Origin of the sequence: Erythrobacter sp. (genome assembly GCF_036351135.1) — a bacterium.
Taxonomy (GTDB): Bacteria; Pseudomonadota; Alphaproteobacteria; order Sphingomonadales; family Sphingomonadaceae; genus Erythrobacter.
In genome coordinates this window covers 19,180-33,890 of the sequence record NZ_JAZBON010000033.1, presented here as the reverse complement: position 1 = coordinate 33,890, position 14,711 = coordinate 19,180, and the positions used below count along the sequence as shown (strand labels likewise).

At 66.5% G+C, this 14,711-nt stretch carries 18 protein-coding genes; 12 read left to right on the top strand and 6 right to left on the bottom strand.

Translation table 11 applies throughout. From position 1 onward, the window contains the following. The first annotated feature begins 2 nt into the window (after positions 1–2). From V2I30_RS13005 to V2I30_RS12965, 9 genes are read left to right on the top strand one after another with little or no spacing between them, the layout of a single operon-like run. On the top strand, positions 3–971 hold the full coding sequence (locus tag V2I30_RS13005) for a FliM/FliN family flagellar motor switch protein (protein WP_330662630.1): 969 nt from the start codon (positions 3–5) through the stop codon (positions 969–971). Further along, on the top strand, positions 972–1,373 hold the full coding sequence (locus V2I30_RS13000; protein WP_330662602.1) for a FliM/FliN family flagellar motor switch protein: 402 nt from the start codon (positions 972–974) through the stop codon (positions 1,371–1,373). Next, positions 1,370–1,753 carry a flagellar biogenesis protein gene (locus tag V2I30_RS12995; protein ID WP_330662601.1) on the top strand — a complete coding sequence of 128 codons (384 nt, stop codon included), beginning with the start codon at positions 1,370–1,372 and terminating at the stop codon, positions 1,751–1,753. Before V2I30_RS13000 ends, V2I30_RS12995 begins: the two co-directional genes overlap by 4 nt. Next, a complete protein-coding gene (gene fliP, locus V2I30_RS12990; RefSeq protein ID WP_330662600.1) occupies positions 1,753–2,556 on the top strand; it encodes a flagellar type III secretion system pore protein FliP in 804 nt (267 codons plus the stop codon). Before V2I30_RS12995 ends, fliP begins: the two co-directional genes overlap by 1 nt. 15 nt (positions 2,557–2,571) lie before the next feature. Further along, complete coding sequence (locus V2I30_RS12985) at positions 2,572–2,853, top strand: flagellar biosynthetic protein FliQ (protein WP_330662599.1); 282 nt, start codon at positions 2,572–2,574, stop codon at positions 2,851–2,853. Between the two features lie 19 nt (positions 2,854–2,872). After that, entirely contained in the window at positions 2,873–3,661 is a 789-nt protein-coding gene (locus V2I30_RS12980) for a flagellar biosynthetic protein FliR (RefSeq protein ID WP_330662598.1), read from the top strand. Beyond that, positions 3,658–4,794: an EscU/YscU/HrcU family type III secretion system export apparatus switch protein gene (locus V2I30_RS12975; protein WP_330662597.1), complete on the top strand. Its 1,137-nt coding sequence runs from the start codon at positions 3,658–3,660 to the stop codon at positions 4,792–4,794. The genes V2I30_RS12980 and V2I30_RS12975 overlap by 4 nt, the downstream gene beginning before the upstream one ends. 30 nt (positions 4,795–4,824) lie before the next feature. After that, the gene (fliD, locus tag V2I30_RS12970) at positions 4,825–6,261 is read left to right on the top strand and encodes a flagellar filament capping protein FliD (protein ID WP_330662596.1); all 1,437 of its coding nucleotides are present in this window, start codon (positions 4,825–4,827) and stop codon (positions 6,259–6,261) included. Positions 6,262–6,280: 19 nt separating this feature from the next. Further along, positions 6,281–6,652: a hypothetical protein gene (locus V2I30_RS12965; RefSeq protein WP_330662595.1), complete on the top strand. Its 372-nt coding sequence runs from the start codon at positions 6,281–6,283 to the stop codon at positions 6,650–6,652. Here V2I30_RS12965 and V2I30_RS12960 read toward each other — a convergent pair. Further along, the gene (locus tag V2I30_RS12960) at positions 6,649–7,530 is read right to left on the bottom strand and encodes an alpha/beta hydrolase (protein ID WP_330662594.1); all 882 of its coding nucleotides are present in this window, start codon (positions 7,528–7,530) and stop codon (positions 6,649–6,651) included. The genes V2I30_RS12965 and V2I30_RS12960 overlap by 4 nt on opposite strands. After that, on the bottom strand, positions 7,527–8,819 hold the full coding sequence (gene nhaA, locus V2I30_RS12955; protein ID WP_330662593.1) for a Na+/H+ antiporter NhaA: 1,293 nt from the start codon (positions 8,817–8,819) through the stop codon (positions 7,527–7,529). Before nhaA ends, V2I30_RS12960 begins: the two co-directional genes overlap by 4 nt. Before the next feature lie 191 nt (positions 8,820–9,010). On the opposite strand from nhaA, the gene V2I30_RS12950 reads away from it, so the two are divergent. Next, positions 9,011–9,517, top strand: coding sequence for a flavin reductase family protein (locus V2I30_RS12950; protein ID WP_330662592.1), 507 nt, complete (start codon positions 9,011–9,013; stop codon positions 9,515–9,517). Positions 9,518–9,524: 7 nt separating this feature from the next. On the opposite strand, the gene fghA is transcribed toward V2I30_RS12950, so the two are convergent. Together fghA and V2I30_RS12940 are read right to left on the bottom strand one after the other, a co-directional pair. Beyond that, positions 9,525–10,367 carry an S-formylglutathione hydrolase gene (gene fghA / locus V2I30_RS12945; protein ID WP_330662591.1) on the bottom strand — a complete coding sequence of 281 codons (843 nt, stop codon included), beginning with the start codon at positions 10,365–10,367 and terminating at the stop codon, positions 9,525–9,527. Continuing rightward, positions 10,367–11,473, bottom strand: a complete 1,107-nt coding sequence (locus V2I30_RS12940; protein WP_330662590.1) for an S-(hydroxymethyl)glutathione dehydrogenase/class III alcohol dehydrogenase — start codon at positions 11,471–11,473, stop codon at positions 10,367–10,369. The genes fghA and V2I30_RS12940 overlap by 1 nt, the downstream gene beginning before the upstream one ends. Positions 11,474–11,579: 106 nt before the next feature. Between V2I30_RS12940 and V2I30_RS12935 the strand changes: the two genes are divergently transcribed. Further along, positions 11,580–12,575: an alpha/beta fold hydrolase gene (locus tag V2I30_RS12935; protein WP_330662589.1), complete on the top strand. Its 996-nt coding sequence runs from the start codon at positions 11,580–11,582 to the stop codon at positions 12,573–12,575. An 18-nt stretch (positions 12,576–12,593) separates the two neighbouring features. On the opposite strand, the gene V2I30_RS12930 is transcribed toward V2I30_RS12935, so the two are convergent. After that, positions 12,594–13,238 carry a carboxymuconolactone decarboxylase family protein gene (locus V2I30_RS12930; protein ID WP_330662588.1) on the bottom strand — a complete coding sequence of 215 codons (645 nt, stop codon included), beginning with the start codon at positions 13,236–13,238 and terminating at the stop codon, positions 12,594–12,596. 151 nt (positions 13,239–13,389) lie between these two features. Here V2I30_RS12930 and V2I30_RS12925 point away from each other — a divergent pair, with 151 nt between their 5' ends. Then, positions 13,390–13,809 (top strand): hypothetical protein, encoded by a 420-nt coding sequence (locus tag V2I30_RS12925; protein ID WP_330662587.1) that lies wholly within the window; start codon positions 13,390–13,392, stop codon positions 13,807–13,809. Here the strand turns inward: V2I30_RS12925 and V2I30_RS12920 are convergent, their stop codons facing one another. Then, positions 13,810–14,709, bottom strand: coding sequence for a hypothetical protein (locus V2I30_RS12920; protein WP_330662586.1), 900 nt, complete (start codon positions 14,707–14,709; stop codon positions 13,810–13,812). Between the last annotated feature and the right edge of the window lie 2 nt (positions 14,710–14,711).

Genomic DNA, 14,711 nt, shown 5'->3' with positions numbered 1-14,711 from the left:
ATATGGCAACCGCCTTGCCCACGGAATTCGCCGAGGCGCGCCCGGTGGCGCAGCATTGCGCCGAGCTGACCTGGCGCGGACCGCGCCCGGAGGAACGCGCCGATCTCATCGCCTCCTGGCGCCGCGATCTGGCGCAGGAACTTGCGCTGGAACTGGGACAATTGCTCGCACGCGGCAAGCTCAAGGTCGCGATCGGCGAACCCGAAATGCTGGCCGGCGAGGAGGTGTTCGAGCGGATCGGCCCCGTCGCTGCCAACACCCTGCTGCGCTGCGGCGACAGCGATCAGACCGTGCTGCTGTCGCTCGATTACGCGACGGCCATCGCGCTCACCGATTGCTCGTTCGGCGGCGAGGGCGAGATGCCCGGCGAAGCGCCGACGACGCTGCCGCGTTCGGCCGCGATGCTGGTCGAACAGCTGGCCGCGACGGTCGCGCAGGTCATCGCCCTCGCGCGTTCGCCGCTGCAACAGGCGCGCGGCGACGTGCTCGTGCGCAGCGAAAGCGTCGCTCGCCTCAAACCCTTCAGCGCTCGGACACAGGTTGCCCTGTTCCCAATCGATCTCGCCATGAGCGCAGGCGCGCGCTGGCAATGCTGGCTGGCCGCGGCAAGCGAACGGCTCGACAGCCTGCTGCCCGGCCTCGCGACAGGAGAAGCACAGGCGGGCAGACGCGGACGGAGCGGGGGTCTAGGCGCGCAAGCGGTGGCGCAGATGCCGCTCGGCCTCACCGCCATCCTTGCCGAATTCGACCTACCGCTCGCCCGGCTCGGCAGCCTTCGACCGGGCGACGAGATCCCGCTTTCGATCCCGCAGGAAATCGCCCTGCGAACCGATGACAGCGACGTCGCGCACGGCGCGGTCGGCAGCTGCGACGGTCGCATGGCGCTGCGACTGACGCGCATGGCCTGGCCGCCGAATGCGCGCGGCGCCGCCGCCGCTTCCCGATCATCCGATATCGCCAGGGGAACCTGAATGAACACCTCCAGCCCCGCCCTCGAACGCTTCGGCGATGTCTCGGTGCGCCTCTCGGTCGAGCTCGGCCGCGCGAGCGTGCCCCTGAAGGACGTGCTCGCGCTCGGCGAAGGCAGCGTGGTGATGCTGGACCGGCTGACCGACGAGCTGCTCGACGTGACCGCCAATGGCCGCATCGTCGCGCGCGGCGAAGTCATCGCGCAGGACGGACGCTTCGCTCTTCGCATCGTCAGCCTGGCTGGCGGTGAGAGCGATGGGGAAGGGGGCCAACGGGGCGCGGCCATGCCGGTGATGGACGAACCGGTGCGGGGCGCCGCGCCCGCGCCGACCTCACCGCTCCAGACATCGACTGACGCAGGCGCGCCGCACGCCGAAGATCGCGGCACGGATATGTCGGCATGATGGCGGAATATTTCCTCAAATTGGCGCTGCTCCTGCCGATCCTCGCCGCGCTCATCTGGGGCAGCCTGAGGCTCACCCGCATAGTCCAGTCGCGGCTCACCGGGTTGCAAGGCTCGGGCCGCTCGCTCGAATTGGTCGAGACCAGTCTCGTCGCGCCCGGCCTTAAGCTCGCCATCGTGCGCTTCCACGACCGCGAAATCCTGATCGGCTGTTCGCGAGCGGGTATCGTCAGGCTTGGCGAGGCGGAGGGGCGCGAGACTGACGCGCAACAGATGGCGTGGCCGATCGACGTCGCAACATCGCCCAACGGCGCCGCTACCGCCTCTCCGAAACGAACGACCACCCGCGCTCCGGCTGCCAGCATAACCGAGCCCGCCTGATGCGGGCCCCCTCCCGCCTTCCCGCGCTGCTTATGTCCGGCGGCCTGCTGCTCGCATGCGCTGCCCTCCCTGCCGAGGCCGCCGCGCTGGCCCCGCCGGCGGTCGACACGCCCGGTATCGGCGATGCGCTCGAACGCGCGCTCGGGTCGGGCGGCGGAGCCGCTGGCGAGGATGCGCCGCTAAGCCTTTCGATCCAGCTGCTGCTGGTTATGAGTCTGCTGACGATCCTGCCCGGCATCGTCCTGATGATGACGAGCTTCCTGCGCATCCTCGTCGTGCTCTCGATCCTGCGCCAGGCGCTCGGCCTGCAGGGCTCTCCGCCGACGCAGGTGCTGGTGGGACTGTCGCTGTTCCTCTCGCTGTTCGTGATGGCGCCGACGCTCGACGTGGTGAACGTCTCGGCGATCCAGCCCTATGCCAGCGGCGCGCTCGATGCGGACGGGGCGATCGCGGCTGCGGGCGAGGCGTTCCACGCCTTCATGTTGACCCAGACGCGCGAGGCGAACCTCATCATGTTCGCCGATATCGCGGGCGTGGCAGGTTTCGGCGAGGGCGCGGACATTCCCTTCTCGATCCTCCTCCCCGCCTTCGTCACCAGCGAGCTCGAAACCGCGTTCCAGATCGGCTTCATGCTGTTCCTGCCCTTTCTCGTGATCGATCTGGTGGTGGCGAGCGTGCTGATGAGCCTGGGGATGATGATGCTCTCGCCGACCATCATTTCGCTGCCCTTCAAGCTGCTGCTGTTCGTGCTGGTCGACGGCTGGGCGCTGCTGATGGGCAGCCTCGCGATGAGCTTCGGCTAGGGTGGGCCGCGCGCGATGAATCAGGATGCACGGCTCCTGGCCCTGGCCGACCAGACCCTGTGGACGACGGCGCTGATCGTCGGACCGGTGCTGCTCGCGGCGCTTGCGGTCGGGCTGCTCGTCGGCATCATCCAGGCCGCGACCTCGGTCAACGAACAGACGCTGACCTTCGTGCCAAAGCTGGCGGTCATCGCGCTCGTCTTCGTGGTCATGGGCGGCACGATGATGGCCTTGCTCGGCGATTTCATGCGCGAGATCTTCGCCCAGGTCGCGCAGATGCCCCAGATGGCGGCGTGAGCGGCGGGGGGCGGGCGCGATGAACGTCCTCGATTTCGGCTATGCCGATCTCATCGAGCAATTGTGGCAGATCCTGTTCCTGTCGATCCGGGTGGGCGCCGCGCTGCTGGCAGCGCCGATGGTCGGCGGGCTGGTCATTCCGCCGCAGGTGCGCGCACTGCTGGCGATCGTCCTTGGGGTATTCATCGCGATCTGGATGCCGCTTCCCGCCATGCCGGAGATGCTGAGTTTCGCCGCCCTCCTCGCGATCCTTCACGAAGTGGTGATCGGCGCCGCCCTGGGCTTCGTGCTCCAGGTCGCCTTTGCCGTGCCGCTCATCGCGGCGGAACAGATCGCGGGCACGATGGGTCTCGCCATCGCCACGTCGATCGACCCGGCAAGCGGCGCGCAGGCGGGCGCGCTCGGCAGCTATTTCGGGCTTGTCCTCACCTTGCTGTTCTACATTATCGGCGGGCACCTCTTGTGGTTCGACCTGGTGCTCGAAAGCTACCGCCTGCTGCCCGTCGGCCTAAGCGCCTTCGACGGCGCGCGCGCCTATGCCATCGTGCGCTTCGCCGGGATGGGCTTCGCGACCGCGGCGGCGATCGCCTTTCCGGTGGTGCTGGTGCTGCTGACGGTGCAGGTCATCACCGGCACGATCTCGCGCTCGGCCCCCGCGCTGAACCTGTTCGCGCTGGGCCTGCCCGCGGGTGTTCTCGCCGGGATCGCCGCGTTGATCGTCGTCATGCCGATCGTGGTCGAACAGTTTACCGCGCTGCTTATGCTCGCGCTCGAACAGGTCGCGGCGCTCGGGCGGGCCGCGCCGTGAGCGAAGAGAGCCAGGGCGAGAAGAGGTTCGATCCCACGCCCAAGCGCCAGCGCGATGCGGCGCAGCGCGGCGATGTGCTGCGCTCGCGCGAGGCCGGGACGGCAGCGGCGATGGCGATGGGCGCGCTGATGCTGGCGCTGATCGGCGACTGGCTGATGGACGCGCTGCACCGCGTGGCGATCGCCGGCTTCCGCTTCGAATTGCCGCAAACCGCTTCGCTCGATGTCGGGGCAATCGCGCTCGAGGCGGCAACTCAAGTCCTGCCGCCGATCTTCGCGATCGGCCTCGCCGTCATCGCGCTTACTGTTGTCTCGCAGCTGCTGCTCGGCGAGGGGCGGTTCGTGCCCGCCAACCTCAAACCCAAGGGCTCGCGAATCAATCCGCTCGCGGGCATGAAGCGCATTTTCGGCATCCAGGGGCTGATCGAGCTCGGCAAGTCGATCCTCAAGCTGATCCTGCTCGGCACGATCGCATGGTTCTGGCTGACCAGCCACCTCGATGATCTGCTCGGCCTCGGGCGCGGGGGGCTGCATGCGCAGCTCGACTATGCGCTGGGCGCGGCAAGCGGGCTTGTCTTCATGCTGATCGCGGGGCTCGTGCTGATTGCGATGGTCGACTATCCGCTGCAACGCTTTCAACGCAACAAGCGCCTCAAGATGAGCCACGAGGATCTGAAGCGCGAGACCAAGCAGACCGAAGGTTCGCCCGAGGTCAAGATGGCGCAGCGCCAGCGCCAGCGCGATTTCGCGCGCGGCAGCGTGGCCGGTGCGATGAAGGAAGCGCAATTTCTGGTCGTCAATCCGATGCACTTCGCGGTCGCGCTGACTTATGATCCGGAGCGCGCGCCCGCGCCCATCCTGCTGGCCAAGGGGCGCGGCGAGACCGCGATGGCGATGCGCGAGCTGGCGAGCGAGAACGAACTGCCGGTGCTCGAATATCCCGAGCTTGCGCGCGCGGTCTACTTCACAACGCGGGCGAACCAGATGGTGCGCGAGGAGCTTTACATCGCGCTCGCCGCGCTGGTCGCCTTCGTCCTGTCGCTGAAGCGCGGGGAGCGGCCGCGCCGTCCGCATATCGAGGTGCCCGGCGCCATGTTGTTCGATGCCGATGGAAAGCAGGCGGTGCGGGCTTAAGCTCCGGGTCGCGGCGCCGTTCTCCCCATCATGGATAATCCCGGCTCGACCATCATTTCCCAGCTTGGCGCAGGCAGCGGCGTCGACTTCGGCAAGCTTGCAAGCGATCTCTCCGACGCGACCTACGCCTTTCAGCGCGGCACGCTCGAGGCGCGCAACGAGACGCTGAGCGCGCAGATCTCCTCCGCCTCGCTGCTGCGCAGCACGCTGACCGGGCTGGCAAGCGCACTGGGCGATCGGGTGCGCGGCGGCGATCTGGCGCCGCGCGCGGTGCTGGGCAATTCGAGCATCGCCAATGTCTCGACCACACCTGGTGTCACTCCGCGCCAGAGCTACACGCTCGAAGTCACCCAGCTGGCACAGAGCCAGACGCTCGCTCTGCCCGCCTATAATTCGGGCGACGCGCCGGTGGGCGAGGGCACGCTGACCTTCCGCTTCGGCAGCGTCGACGGCGTGAGCTTTGCCGAAGATACCGCGCGCACACCGCTCGCGGTCAGCGTCAGCGATACCGACACGCTGACCAGCCTCGCGGCGAAGATCAACGCCGAAGCGGGCGGCGCGCTCAACGCCTATGTCGCGCAGGGCGATGCGGGTGCGCAGCTCCTCATCAAGGGAAAGGACGGCGAGGCGAGCGGGTTCGTAATTGAAACCGCGTCCGCCGCTGGTTCACCCACCGATGCGCCGGGCGATCTCACCTATCTCGCCTGGAGCCCTGGGAGCGATACCGGTGAATTGCGCGCCGATGCGCGCGACGCTTTGTTCGCCTTCGACAGCGTCGCGCGTTCGAGCCCGACCAACCGCGTCACCGGCCTTCCCGAAGGCATCAGCCTCGATCTCACCGGCACCAATGCAGGCGCACCGACCAGCCTCGCCTTCGCCAACGATCTCGGCGCAGTCAGCGCAGTGATGAGTGATTTCGTCAGCGCGTTGAACGATCTCGCGGGCCTATTGAACGAAGAGGCCGCCGCGCTCGGCGGGACGCTTGGCAGCGATGCCGGCGCGCGCGAATTGAAGCGCGATCTGGCGCGGCTGACCAGCGAAACCGTGATGCCCACCGCGACGCCGGGCGAACCCGCGACACTGGCCGATCTCGGCCTCAGGATCACGCGCGAAGGCACCTTCGAGCTGGACACCGAGCGGTTGTCGCAAACGCTGGCCGACAGCCCCGATGCCGCCGCCGCGATGTTCACCACCGGCCCCTTCGGCATCTTCGCGACGATCGATAGCCTGGCGCGCGAGAACACAAGGCGCGGCGATCCCGGCTCGCTCGGCGGGTCGGTGGTGCGCTACGAAGACCGGATCGAGCGCAATGAGGAACGCCTCGCCCGGATCGCCGAGGATCAGGAAAATCTGCGTGCGCGGCTGACCAGCACCTTCGTCGATGCCGAACGCCGGATCGCCGCCTCGCAAACGACGCTGAGCTTCCTGCAGCAGCAGATCGAAGCCTGGAACGGCTCGAACAATTGACGCGAAAGCCCCGTTAGCCATGCTCCCCGCCACCCTCGCCAACGAAGCCTATCGCCGGGTCGAGCTCGACGCGCGGATCGAAGCGGCGCGGGCCGAGGATCTGTCGCGCATCTGTATCGAGGAGGCGGTCGGCGCGCTCGACCAGGCATTGATCGCGCTGAAACGCACACCCGCGAGCGTTCCCAGCCAGGCCTTGTCGCGCGCGCATACCATCGCGCTCTATCTCGGGCGCAGCGTCGGGGCGGATCATCCGTTGCGCGCGGCGCTGCTGCAATTCTATGGTGGGCTCGCCGCGACCCTTGCGCACAATCTGGCCCGTCCGTCCTATGGCGAGATCGCGCAGGTGCGCCGCGATTTCAGCGACCTGCTCGAGGCGGCGGCGGCGGCTTAGCCGCTCGCGAACTCGGCGATGATCCGGGCGGCATCGGCGGGGTCTTCGAAAGGGTGGAAATGCGTGCGGTCGGGGCGGTGCAGGTCGCGGCCCCGCGGCATCGTGTCGGCCAGGCCGGGCCAGGTCGGCGAGCCCTTGAAATCCTTGAGCGACGTCGTCTTCGCGCGCACGACAAGCGCGGGAATGTCGAGCTTCTCGGCGGCATCGAGGATCGCGCGGTTGCTGCGGCTCGAGGCGTAGACGCTCGCTTCCATCTCCGGCGAACAGGCAAGCGTCCAGCCGCCGTCGGCGGCGGGCTCCAGCCCGTGGCGGCAATAATCCTCGAACACGCGCCGCTCGAACAGGCTATAGGGCTCGCGGTCCGCGAACCGCTCGATCATTTCTTCGGGCGAGGCGAAATCGCGTTTGCGGCGGATGGCGGGGTGCGGTTGATCGGGCGAGAAACCGGGGAGCTCCGCTTCGTAGAATACCGGCGCGAGAATGACGGGGTCGAACAGGACGAGCCGCGCAAAGGCGCCGGGCCGGTCCACCGCGGCCTGCAAGAGCAGGTGTGCGCCCATCGAATGGCCGACCCCGATCAGCCCACCGCGCTGTTCCTGATCGAGAAAAGCGACCACATCGTCGGCCATAATCCGCCAGTGATCGATCGGCCCGCCGCTGCTGCGGCCATGTCCGCGCAAGTCGAGCGCATCGACATGGGCGTTCGGGAATCGCTCGGCAATCGCGGAATAGCAGCGCGCGTGAAAACCGGTCGCATGGGCGATCAGCAGTGGGGCATGGCCTCCACCCACCTCCTCGGCCCAGCTATGGCAGGCGAGTTCGATCCCGTTCACCCGCGCCATGCGGGTGGTGGGCTCGGACTGCGGCGGGGCGGTCATTCCGCCGGGTTTCGCCCCGGCTGCGCTGTGCCGGTCCGCGCCGTCGCCGCGCTGCCGGGCGCGGCATCGACCCGGTCCTGCTCGAAATTGTCGCCGATAGCGTCCCCCATCGGCACTTCGGGCCCGTCAGGCAGCGCGGACTTGATCAGGAAATAACCCGCCAGCGCCGCGACCAGCGATCCCGACAAGACACCCAGCTTGACCGCATCGATCAAAGCGGGGTCCTCGAATGCCAGATTGCCGATGAACAAGCTCATGGTGAAGCCGATCGCGGCGAGCAGCGAAAGGCCATGGATCTTGCGCCAGCCGACCCCTTCGGGAAGCTGCGCCAACCCCGCCTTGACCGCGACCCAGGCGAACCCGACGATCCCGATCTGCTTGCCGATCAGCAGGCCGAGCGCAATGCCGAGCGGCAGCGGCGCGAGCAGGTCGGCAGGCGACAGGCCGATCAGCGTGACGCCGGCATTGGCGAAACCGAAGATCGGAATGATCAGGAAGGCGACCCAGTAATGGAGGCCATGTTCCATCTCCTCGAGCAGTCGGCGGCCATTGCGCGCGAGCATCGGCACGGTTGCCGCCGCGGCCACCCCGGCAAGCGTCGCGTGGACGCCGGACTTGAGCACGAACACCCACATGATGACGGTCATCACGATATAGGGCAGGCTCGATCCGATCCGCAGCCGCCCGGTCATGATCAGGGCTCCCAGAGTGATCGCCGCGCCAAGCAGCATCTGCGTGTCGAGTGTGCCCGAATAGAACAGCGCGATGATGGTGATGGCGCCGATATCGTCGATGACGGCGACCGCCAGCAAGAGCGCCTTCATCGCCACCGGCACGCGCGGGCCGAGCAGCGAGAGAATGCCCAGCGCGAACGCGATGTCGGTCGCCGCGGGGATCGCCCAGCCATTGATGCTTTCAGGCGAATCGAGATTGATCGCGACGAAGATCAGCGCCGGGATCGCCATCCCGCCGATCGCGGCGGCCAGCGGCAGCGAGGCCTTGTTCCAGGTCGACAGCTGGCCTTCGATGATCTCGCGTTTCACTTCCAGCCCGATGAGGAAGAAGAAGATCGCCATCAGCCCGTCATTGATCCACAGCAGCAGCGACTTGTCGATCGCGAAGCTGCCGTAGGAGACGGCGAGCTTGGTCGACAAGGTGCCGAAATAGGCATCGGCAAGCGGACTGTTGGCGATGATGAGCGCGAGCACCGCGGAACCGATAAGGAAGATGCCGCCGGCGCTTTCCTGCTTGAGGAAATCCTTCAGCGCTGTCCCGACGCGGTCGATCATGGGTGTGTGCTCCCTTCCAGCCGTGATCCCGCCGATCAACGGCAGAAACAGGCCAACGTTCCGGCTTGTGAGGGTAAGTGGCACAGCCGCCCCGCATTGACAAACGATGCGGGGGCGGCGAACGCGCGGGGGCATGCGGACACCGCGTCGGCTTGCCCTTCTCCCCCAATTCCGCGTGACCGGAGTATAATGTGCGCGACGCCAGCCAGGCCACGACGCCCGATCCGTCCGACTTTCGCCGGCTCATGAGCCGTTTCGCCACCGGCGTCTGCGTTGTCGCGCTCGAGATGGGCGACGACAGGATCGCGGCGATGACGATCAATTCCTTCGTGTCGGTCTCGCTCGAGCCGCTGCTGGTCAGCTGGAGCCTGCACAATTCGTCGAGCCAGTTCGATCTGTTTGCCGGAGCTGCGGCCTATTCGATCAGCATCCTGTCGAGCGAACAGGGCGATCAGGCCCAGCGCTATGCCGCGCGCGGCGACAGCCTTATGCGGGCGGAAGATTTCGTGGTCAGCGCGGGCGGGTTGCCGGTGATCGCAGGCGCGCTCGGCCATTTCGAATGCCGCGCCTGGTCGACTTACGAAGCAGGCGATCACACGATGATCTTCGGCGAAGTTACCGGGCTTGCGCAGCGCGAAGAGGGCGGGGCGCGCGGCCTGGGCTTTTACGACGGGACGTTCCACGCCGTACCGGGGTGAGGCGAGGCTAATCGCCAGCTTTCAGGTGCTGCGCGTGCCAGGCGACATGCTCGGCCATGAAGGTCGCGATGAAGAAATAGGAATGGTCGTAGCCCTCGTGCATACGGATGGTGGCGGCAATATCGTGGCGCTCGCACGCATCGGTGAGCCGATGCGTCTGCAATTGCTCTTCCAGGAAATCATCGGCGGTTCCCTGATCGACCAGCATCGGCGGCGGCTGCGCTCCGTCCTCGATCAGCGCGACCGCGTCATATTCGCGCCACGCCGCCCGGTCCTCGCCGAGGTAGCGACCCAGCGCCTTTTCGCCCCAAGGGACCTGCGAAGGCGCGACGATCGGCGCAAAGGCGCTGACCGAACGGTAGCGCGCTGGTTCCCGTAAGCCGAAGGTGAGCGCGCCGTGACCGCCCATCGAATGGCCTGTAATTGACGAGCGTTCCGCGTCGACCGGAAAGCGCTCGGCGATCAGACGCGGTAGTTCATCCTCGATATAGGAACGCATCCGGTAATGCCGAGACCACGGTTCGCGCGTCGCATCGACGTAGAACCCGGCGCCCTTACCGAAATCGTATTCGTCCGGCGCATCGGGCACGTCCTCCCCCCGCGGCGAGGTATCGGGCGCGACGAAGACGATCCCGTGCTCTGCGCAGGCCGCGCGGTATTCGCCCTTCTCCGTGACATTGGCGTGGCTGCAGGTGAGGCCGGAGAGGTAGGTCAGCACCGGCAGCCGCGCGCCGGGCTCGTGATCCGGCACGAACACCGCAAAGGTCATCTCGCAGCCGGTCGCCTCGCTCGCATGGGTATAGACGCCCTGAATGCCGCCATGACTGCGGGTTTCGCTGACGGCCTCCATCAATAGACCACCACGGAGCGAATGCTCTCGCCTGCATGCATCAGGTCGAACCCTTTGTTGATATCCTCCAGGGTCAGAGTGTGCGTGATCATCGGGTCGATCGCGATCTTGCCGCTCATGTACCAGTCGACGATCCGTGGCACATCGGTGCGACCTTTCGCTCCGCCGAACGCGGTGCCGCGCCAGTTGCGCCCCGTGACCAGCTGGAAGGGGCGCGTCGCGATCTCCTTACCCGCTTCCGCGACGCCGATGATGATGCTCGTGCCCCAGCCCTTGTGGCAGCATTCGAGCGCGTCGCGCATCACGTCGGTGTTGCCGGTGCAATCGAAGGAATAGTCTGCGCCGCCATCGAGCAGTTCGACGAGGTGGGCGACGACGTCGGACGTCTCTCTGGCATTGACGAAATCGGTCATGCCGAATTTCTCTCCCCATGCGCGCTTGGCGGGATTGATGTCGACCCCCACGATCCGGTCCGCCCCCGCCATCTTCGCCCCTTGAATGACGTTGAGGCCGATGCCACCCAGGCCGAAGACCACCACATTGTCGCCGGGCGCGACCTTCGCGGTGTTGACCACCGCGCCCACCCCGGTCGTCACCCCGCAACCGACATAGCAGGCGCTTTCGAAGGGCGCGTCCGTGCGGATTTTTGCGACCGCGATTTCGGGCAGGACGATGAAGTTCGAGAAGGTCGAGCAGCCCATATAATGGTAGATCGTCTTGCCCTTGTAGCTCATCCGGCTGGTGCCGTCGGGCATCAGACCGCGCCCCTGCGTCTCGCGAATGGCGCTGCACAGATTGGTTTTGCCGGAAAGGCACATTTTGCACTGGCGGCATTCGGGCGTGTAGAGCGGGATGACGTGGTCGTCCGGTGCGACCGAGGTGACGCCCGCGCCCACGTCGCGCACGATCCCGGCGCCCTCATGGCCGAGCACGCTAGGGAACAGTCCCTCGCTGTCGAGCCCGTCCAGGGTGTAGGCGTCTGTGTGGCAGATCCCGGTCGCCATGATCTCGACCAGTACCTCACCTTCCCTCGGCCCTTCGAGATCGAGTTCGACCACTTCGAGCGGCTTCTTGGCCTCGAACGCGATGGCGGCTTTGGTCTTCATGCGGTGGGTTCTCCTGTCCTCGTTCGGCGCGCGCATAGCATGGCGCCGCAGCGTTGCGAGCGCCAAAGATTGCCCGCGCGAAGCCTCGCCTGCTACGCCGTTGAGCATGACCATCCTGGACGAAGTGACATTCGGTCATGTCGAAACCGCATCCGGCGTGAGGCTTCGCTTTGCCGAAATGGCGGGAAGCGAGGCGGGGGCGCCGCTCGTGCTGTTGGTGCATGGCTTTCCTGAAAGCTGGTACAATTGGCGATATCAACTGCCCGCGCTGACGGCGGCGGGATACCGCGCCGCGGCGATGGATGTGCGCGGCTATGGTGGTTCCTCGGCACCCGAGGCGATCGAAGCCTATGCGCTCGAAACGCTGGCCGGCGACTGTGCGGCCGTGGCCCGGGCTTTGTCACCGCAAGCGCCCGTGGTGATCGTCGGACACGATTGGGGCGCGCCGATCGCCTGGACGTCGGCGCTGCTCCATCCGGACCGGTTTCGCGCGGTGGCTGGCCTGTCGGTGCCCCATGCGGCGCCCGGCGAAAGGTCGCCCGATATCGTCCACCGCGAGGTGTTCACCGACCGGGGGCGCTATTTCTATATCGAGGATTTCCAGCTCGTCGGCATCGCCGAAGTCGAACTCGAAGCCGATCCGGCCGCCACGATACGCCGCTTCTATTACGCGATCTCGGGAGACGCTCCCGAAGGCACCTGGCCCAGCGACAAGGTGCCCGGCGATGGCCTCCTCAAAGGTTTGCCCGAACCGCCGATGCCGCTCCCCTGGCTGGACGCGGAGGATGTCGCCTATCTCGCCGGCCAGTTCGAGGCGTCGGGCTTTCGCGGTCCTCTCAATCGCTATCGCAACCGCGCGCGCGACCATGCGATGCTGAGCGCGCTGGGTGGCCATGTCATCGCGCAACCCAGCCTGTTCATCGGCGGTACGCGCGATCCGGCGACGCGGCTGGCGGGGTGCGATCCGCTGGAGACCATGCGCGCTCTGCTGCCCGATCTGCACGGGCTGCACGTGCTTGAAGGGTGCGGCCACTGGACGCAGCAGGAACGCGCGGAAGACTGCAACCGGCTGCTGCTCGACTTTCTCGGCTCGCTCGGCTGATCGCGCGGCGGGCAAACCTTATGTCTTGCGCTTGTCGACCATGCCCATGACGTCGGCGCTCGCGCCTTCGGGAGCGGGCACTTCGACCACGCGTTCCTCGACATCGTCATATTCGAGGCGCAGCGCGCGGCTCATCACGCCGTGCATCATGTAGGTGCAGGTGATGTAGGTCAGTTCGATGATCTCGGCTTCGCTGAGATGGCCTTTAAGCGCCTCGAACAGCGCATCGGGGACGCGGCCATATTGCAGGACCAGCGCATCGGTATAGGCGAGCACCGCGCGCTCTTTCGCATCGAAGCATTCCGCCGTGCTCCAATGCGCGATGGCCTGAACCTGTTCTTCGGTGAGGCCGGAAAACCGCGCGGCCTTCATATGCTGCGAATAGACGAATTGCGATCCGACGAGATAGCCCGCGCGGGTCTGGCCCAGCTCGCGCAATTGCTCGTCCAGCTTGCGTTCCGGCGAGCGGTAGAAGGCGAACCCCTCGGTCGTATGCTTGAAGGCGTCGGGCACCTGCGCGAACACGGTCCACCAATTGCCCGGCGTACCGGTGGCGGTGCCCGGCTCGGCGACGGGATCGCGCTCCCCGAACAGCGTGTTGTAGAGCGCGAGGACGTAATCGTCCTCGATCTCACTGCGCGGCACTTGTCTGAGGCGGGGCATGATGGGTCTCCTATGGTTCGAGGCTGCCGGGATCAAGCGGGCCGAAATGGCTGGAGGAATAGGGCGTTCTGCGCGGTTTTGCCGTAGCCAGGGTGCGAAACGATAAGTTAGCACATCGCCGTTAGGTCCTGAAACAACTCAGGAGCATACGATGCGAGCACGACATTTGGCGATCATCGCGGCCACAACTGCCGCAGCAGCGGCGACGCAGCCGGCCATGGCGAACGAGAAGGCGCAAAGTTCGATGCGCATTTCGGTGCGGATCCCGCCGCTCTGCTCGCTCACCTCCTCGCCGATCGAAGTCGATGCGGCGCGCGCGGCGGCATCCGCGACCTTTTTCGAAAGCTGCAACACCAATCGCGGATTTCAGGTCATCGCGACGCATCGGCAGCTGGGCGATAGCGAGGGTGCAAGCGTGAACTATGACGGGCGAAACATCGCGCTGCAGCCGGGCGGCCTGTCGCCCGTGCAGTTTCGGCAGGGCGCGCGCCATGGCGCGGTATCAGTGAGTGTGTCGGGCGAAGAGCTGGTGGCGCCGCTGGCGGTCAGCTTCGCGATGACGCCGGTGTGATCACCCTGCGGAAACGGTGACGGTGACCCGGTCGCTGTAATCGCCCGCCTGGGAAACGAAGGGCGGAACCGAGATCTCGAGCGGGTGAAAATCGCCGAGCCCGTCGGTCCTGCGCCCGAATGCACTCGGGCTTCCTCCGGACAGATCGACCCTGCGCCCCGCAGCGCGCATCTCGTAATCGATGCGATCGGCCGCGACCGTATGCGCGAGCGCGCCGGCATTGCTCGACGCGAAGGTCACCGTATAGGGCGAGGTGCTCCACACGCGCAGCCCGAACGGATCGGAGCGATTGACGATCCGCGGATTAAGCGCGCCGAGATCGATGCGCGCGATCCGATCGCTGCCCGTCGCGCCGACGATCCGCATCTCGACGGTCGGCAAGACGTTGAGATTGACGGTCAGGACCAGCTCGTCGAAGACGCCGCCGGTTTCGTCGATTAGCTGGACGAGCAGCGTCTCCGAACTCGCGCCGCTGGCGATGCCCCATTGCGCCGGAAAGCTGAATCGCAGCGGGATTGCGCGGCTGCTGGAGCCGCCGCCCGGAATGCCGGGCACGAACAGATCGCTCGACGAAGAAGCGGCCGAGACGTCCGATGGCAGGATGTCGAGCAATTGTCCGCCACTGGCGACGACAAATGCCCGCGCCGGATCGGGGTTCGAGGTCGAAAGCCGGGCCAGGCGCAGGAAGGCGTTGCATTCGCCCCCGGCCGTGTTGCGCACCCGAAGCTGTTCGTTCGCCTCGACGCGGATATTGTCGCCAACTTCGCTGGCGGTGAGCGAAATGGTCTGCGCCGACCGTACGAATTCCGGCTCGCAGGTCGCCGCCCAGGCCGACGTCGCTGCGCCGGCGATTAAAGCCGCGCCAAGGATCGTGTGCGAGCCGAGCCGAAATGCGTTCATTG

What these genes read in the sequence shown, in the direction of transcription:
- V2I30_RS13005 (WP_330662630.1), top strand. Translation starts at nt 3, where the DNA reads ATGGCAACCGCCTTGCCCACGGAATTCGCCGAGGCGCGCCCGGTGGCG.
- V2I30_RS13000 (WP_330662602.1), top strand. Translation starts at nt 972, where the DNA reads ATGAACACCTCCAGCCCCGCCCTCGAACGCTTCGGCGATGTCTCGGTG.
- V2I30_RS12995 (WP_330662601.1), top strand. Translation starts at nt 1,370, where the DNA reads ATGATGGCGGAATATTTCCTCAAATTGGCGCTGCTCCTGCCGATCCTC.
- fliP (WP_330662600.1), top strand. Translation starts at nt 1,753, where the DNA reads ATGCGGGCCCCCTCCCGCCTTCCCGCGCTGCTTATGTCCGGCGGCCTG.
- V2I30_RS12985 (WP_330662599.1), top strand. Translation starts at nt 2,572, where the DNA reads ATGAATCAGGATGCACGGCTCCTGGCCCTGGCCGACCAGACCCTGTGG.
- V2I30_RS12980 (WP_330662598.1), top strand. Translation starts at nt 2,873, where the DNA reads ATGAACGTCCTCGATTTCGGCTATGCCGATCTCATCGAGCAATTGTGG.
- fliD (WP_330662596.1), top strand. Translation starts at nt 4,825, where the DNA reads ATGGATAATCCCGGCTCGACCATCATTTCCCAGCTTGGCGCAGGCAGC.
- V2I30_RS12965 (WP_330662595.1), top strand. Translation starts at nt 6,281, where the DNA reads ATGCTCCCCGCCACCCTCGCCAACGAAGCCTATCGCCGGGTCGAGCTC.
- V2I30_RS12960 (WP_330662594.1), bottom strand. Translation starts at nt 7,530, where the DNA reads ATGACCGCCCCGCCGCAGTCCGAGCCCACCACCCGCATGGCGCGGGTG.
- nhaA (WP_330662593.1), bottom strand. Translation starts at nt 8,819, where the DNA reads ATGATCGACCGCGTCGGGACAGCGCTGAAGGATTTCCTCAAGCAGGAA.
- fghA (WP_330662591.1), bottom strand. Translation starts at nt 10,367, where the DNA reads ATGGAGGCCGTCAGCGAAACCCGCAGTCATGGCGGCATTCAGGGCGTC.
- V2I30_RS12940 (WP_330662590.1), bottom strand. Translation starts at nt 11,473, where the DNA reads ATGAAGACCAAAGCCGCCATCGCGTTCGAGGCCAAGAAGCCGCTCGAA.
- V2I30_RS12935 (WP_330662589.1), top strand. Translation starts at nt 11,580, where the DNA reads ATGACCATCCTGGACGAAGTGACATTCGGTCATGTCGAAACCGCATCC.
- V2I30_RS12930 (WP_330662588.1), bottom strand. Translation starts at nt 13,238, where the DNA reads ATGCCCCGCCTCAGACAAGTGCCGCGCAGTGAGATCGAGGACGATTAC.
- V2I30_RS12925 (WP_330662587.1), top strand. Translation starts at nt 13,390, where the DNA reads ATGCGAGCACGACATTTGGCGATCATCGCGGCCACAACTGCCGCAGCA.
- V2I30_RS12920 (WP_330662586.1), bottom strand. Translation starts at nt 14,709, where the DNA reads ATGAACGCATTTCGGCTCGGCTCGCACACGATCCTTGGCGCGGCTTTA.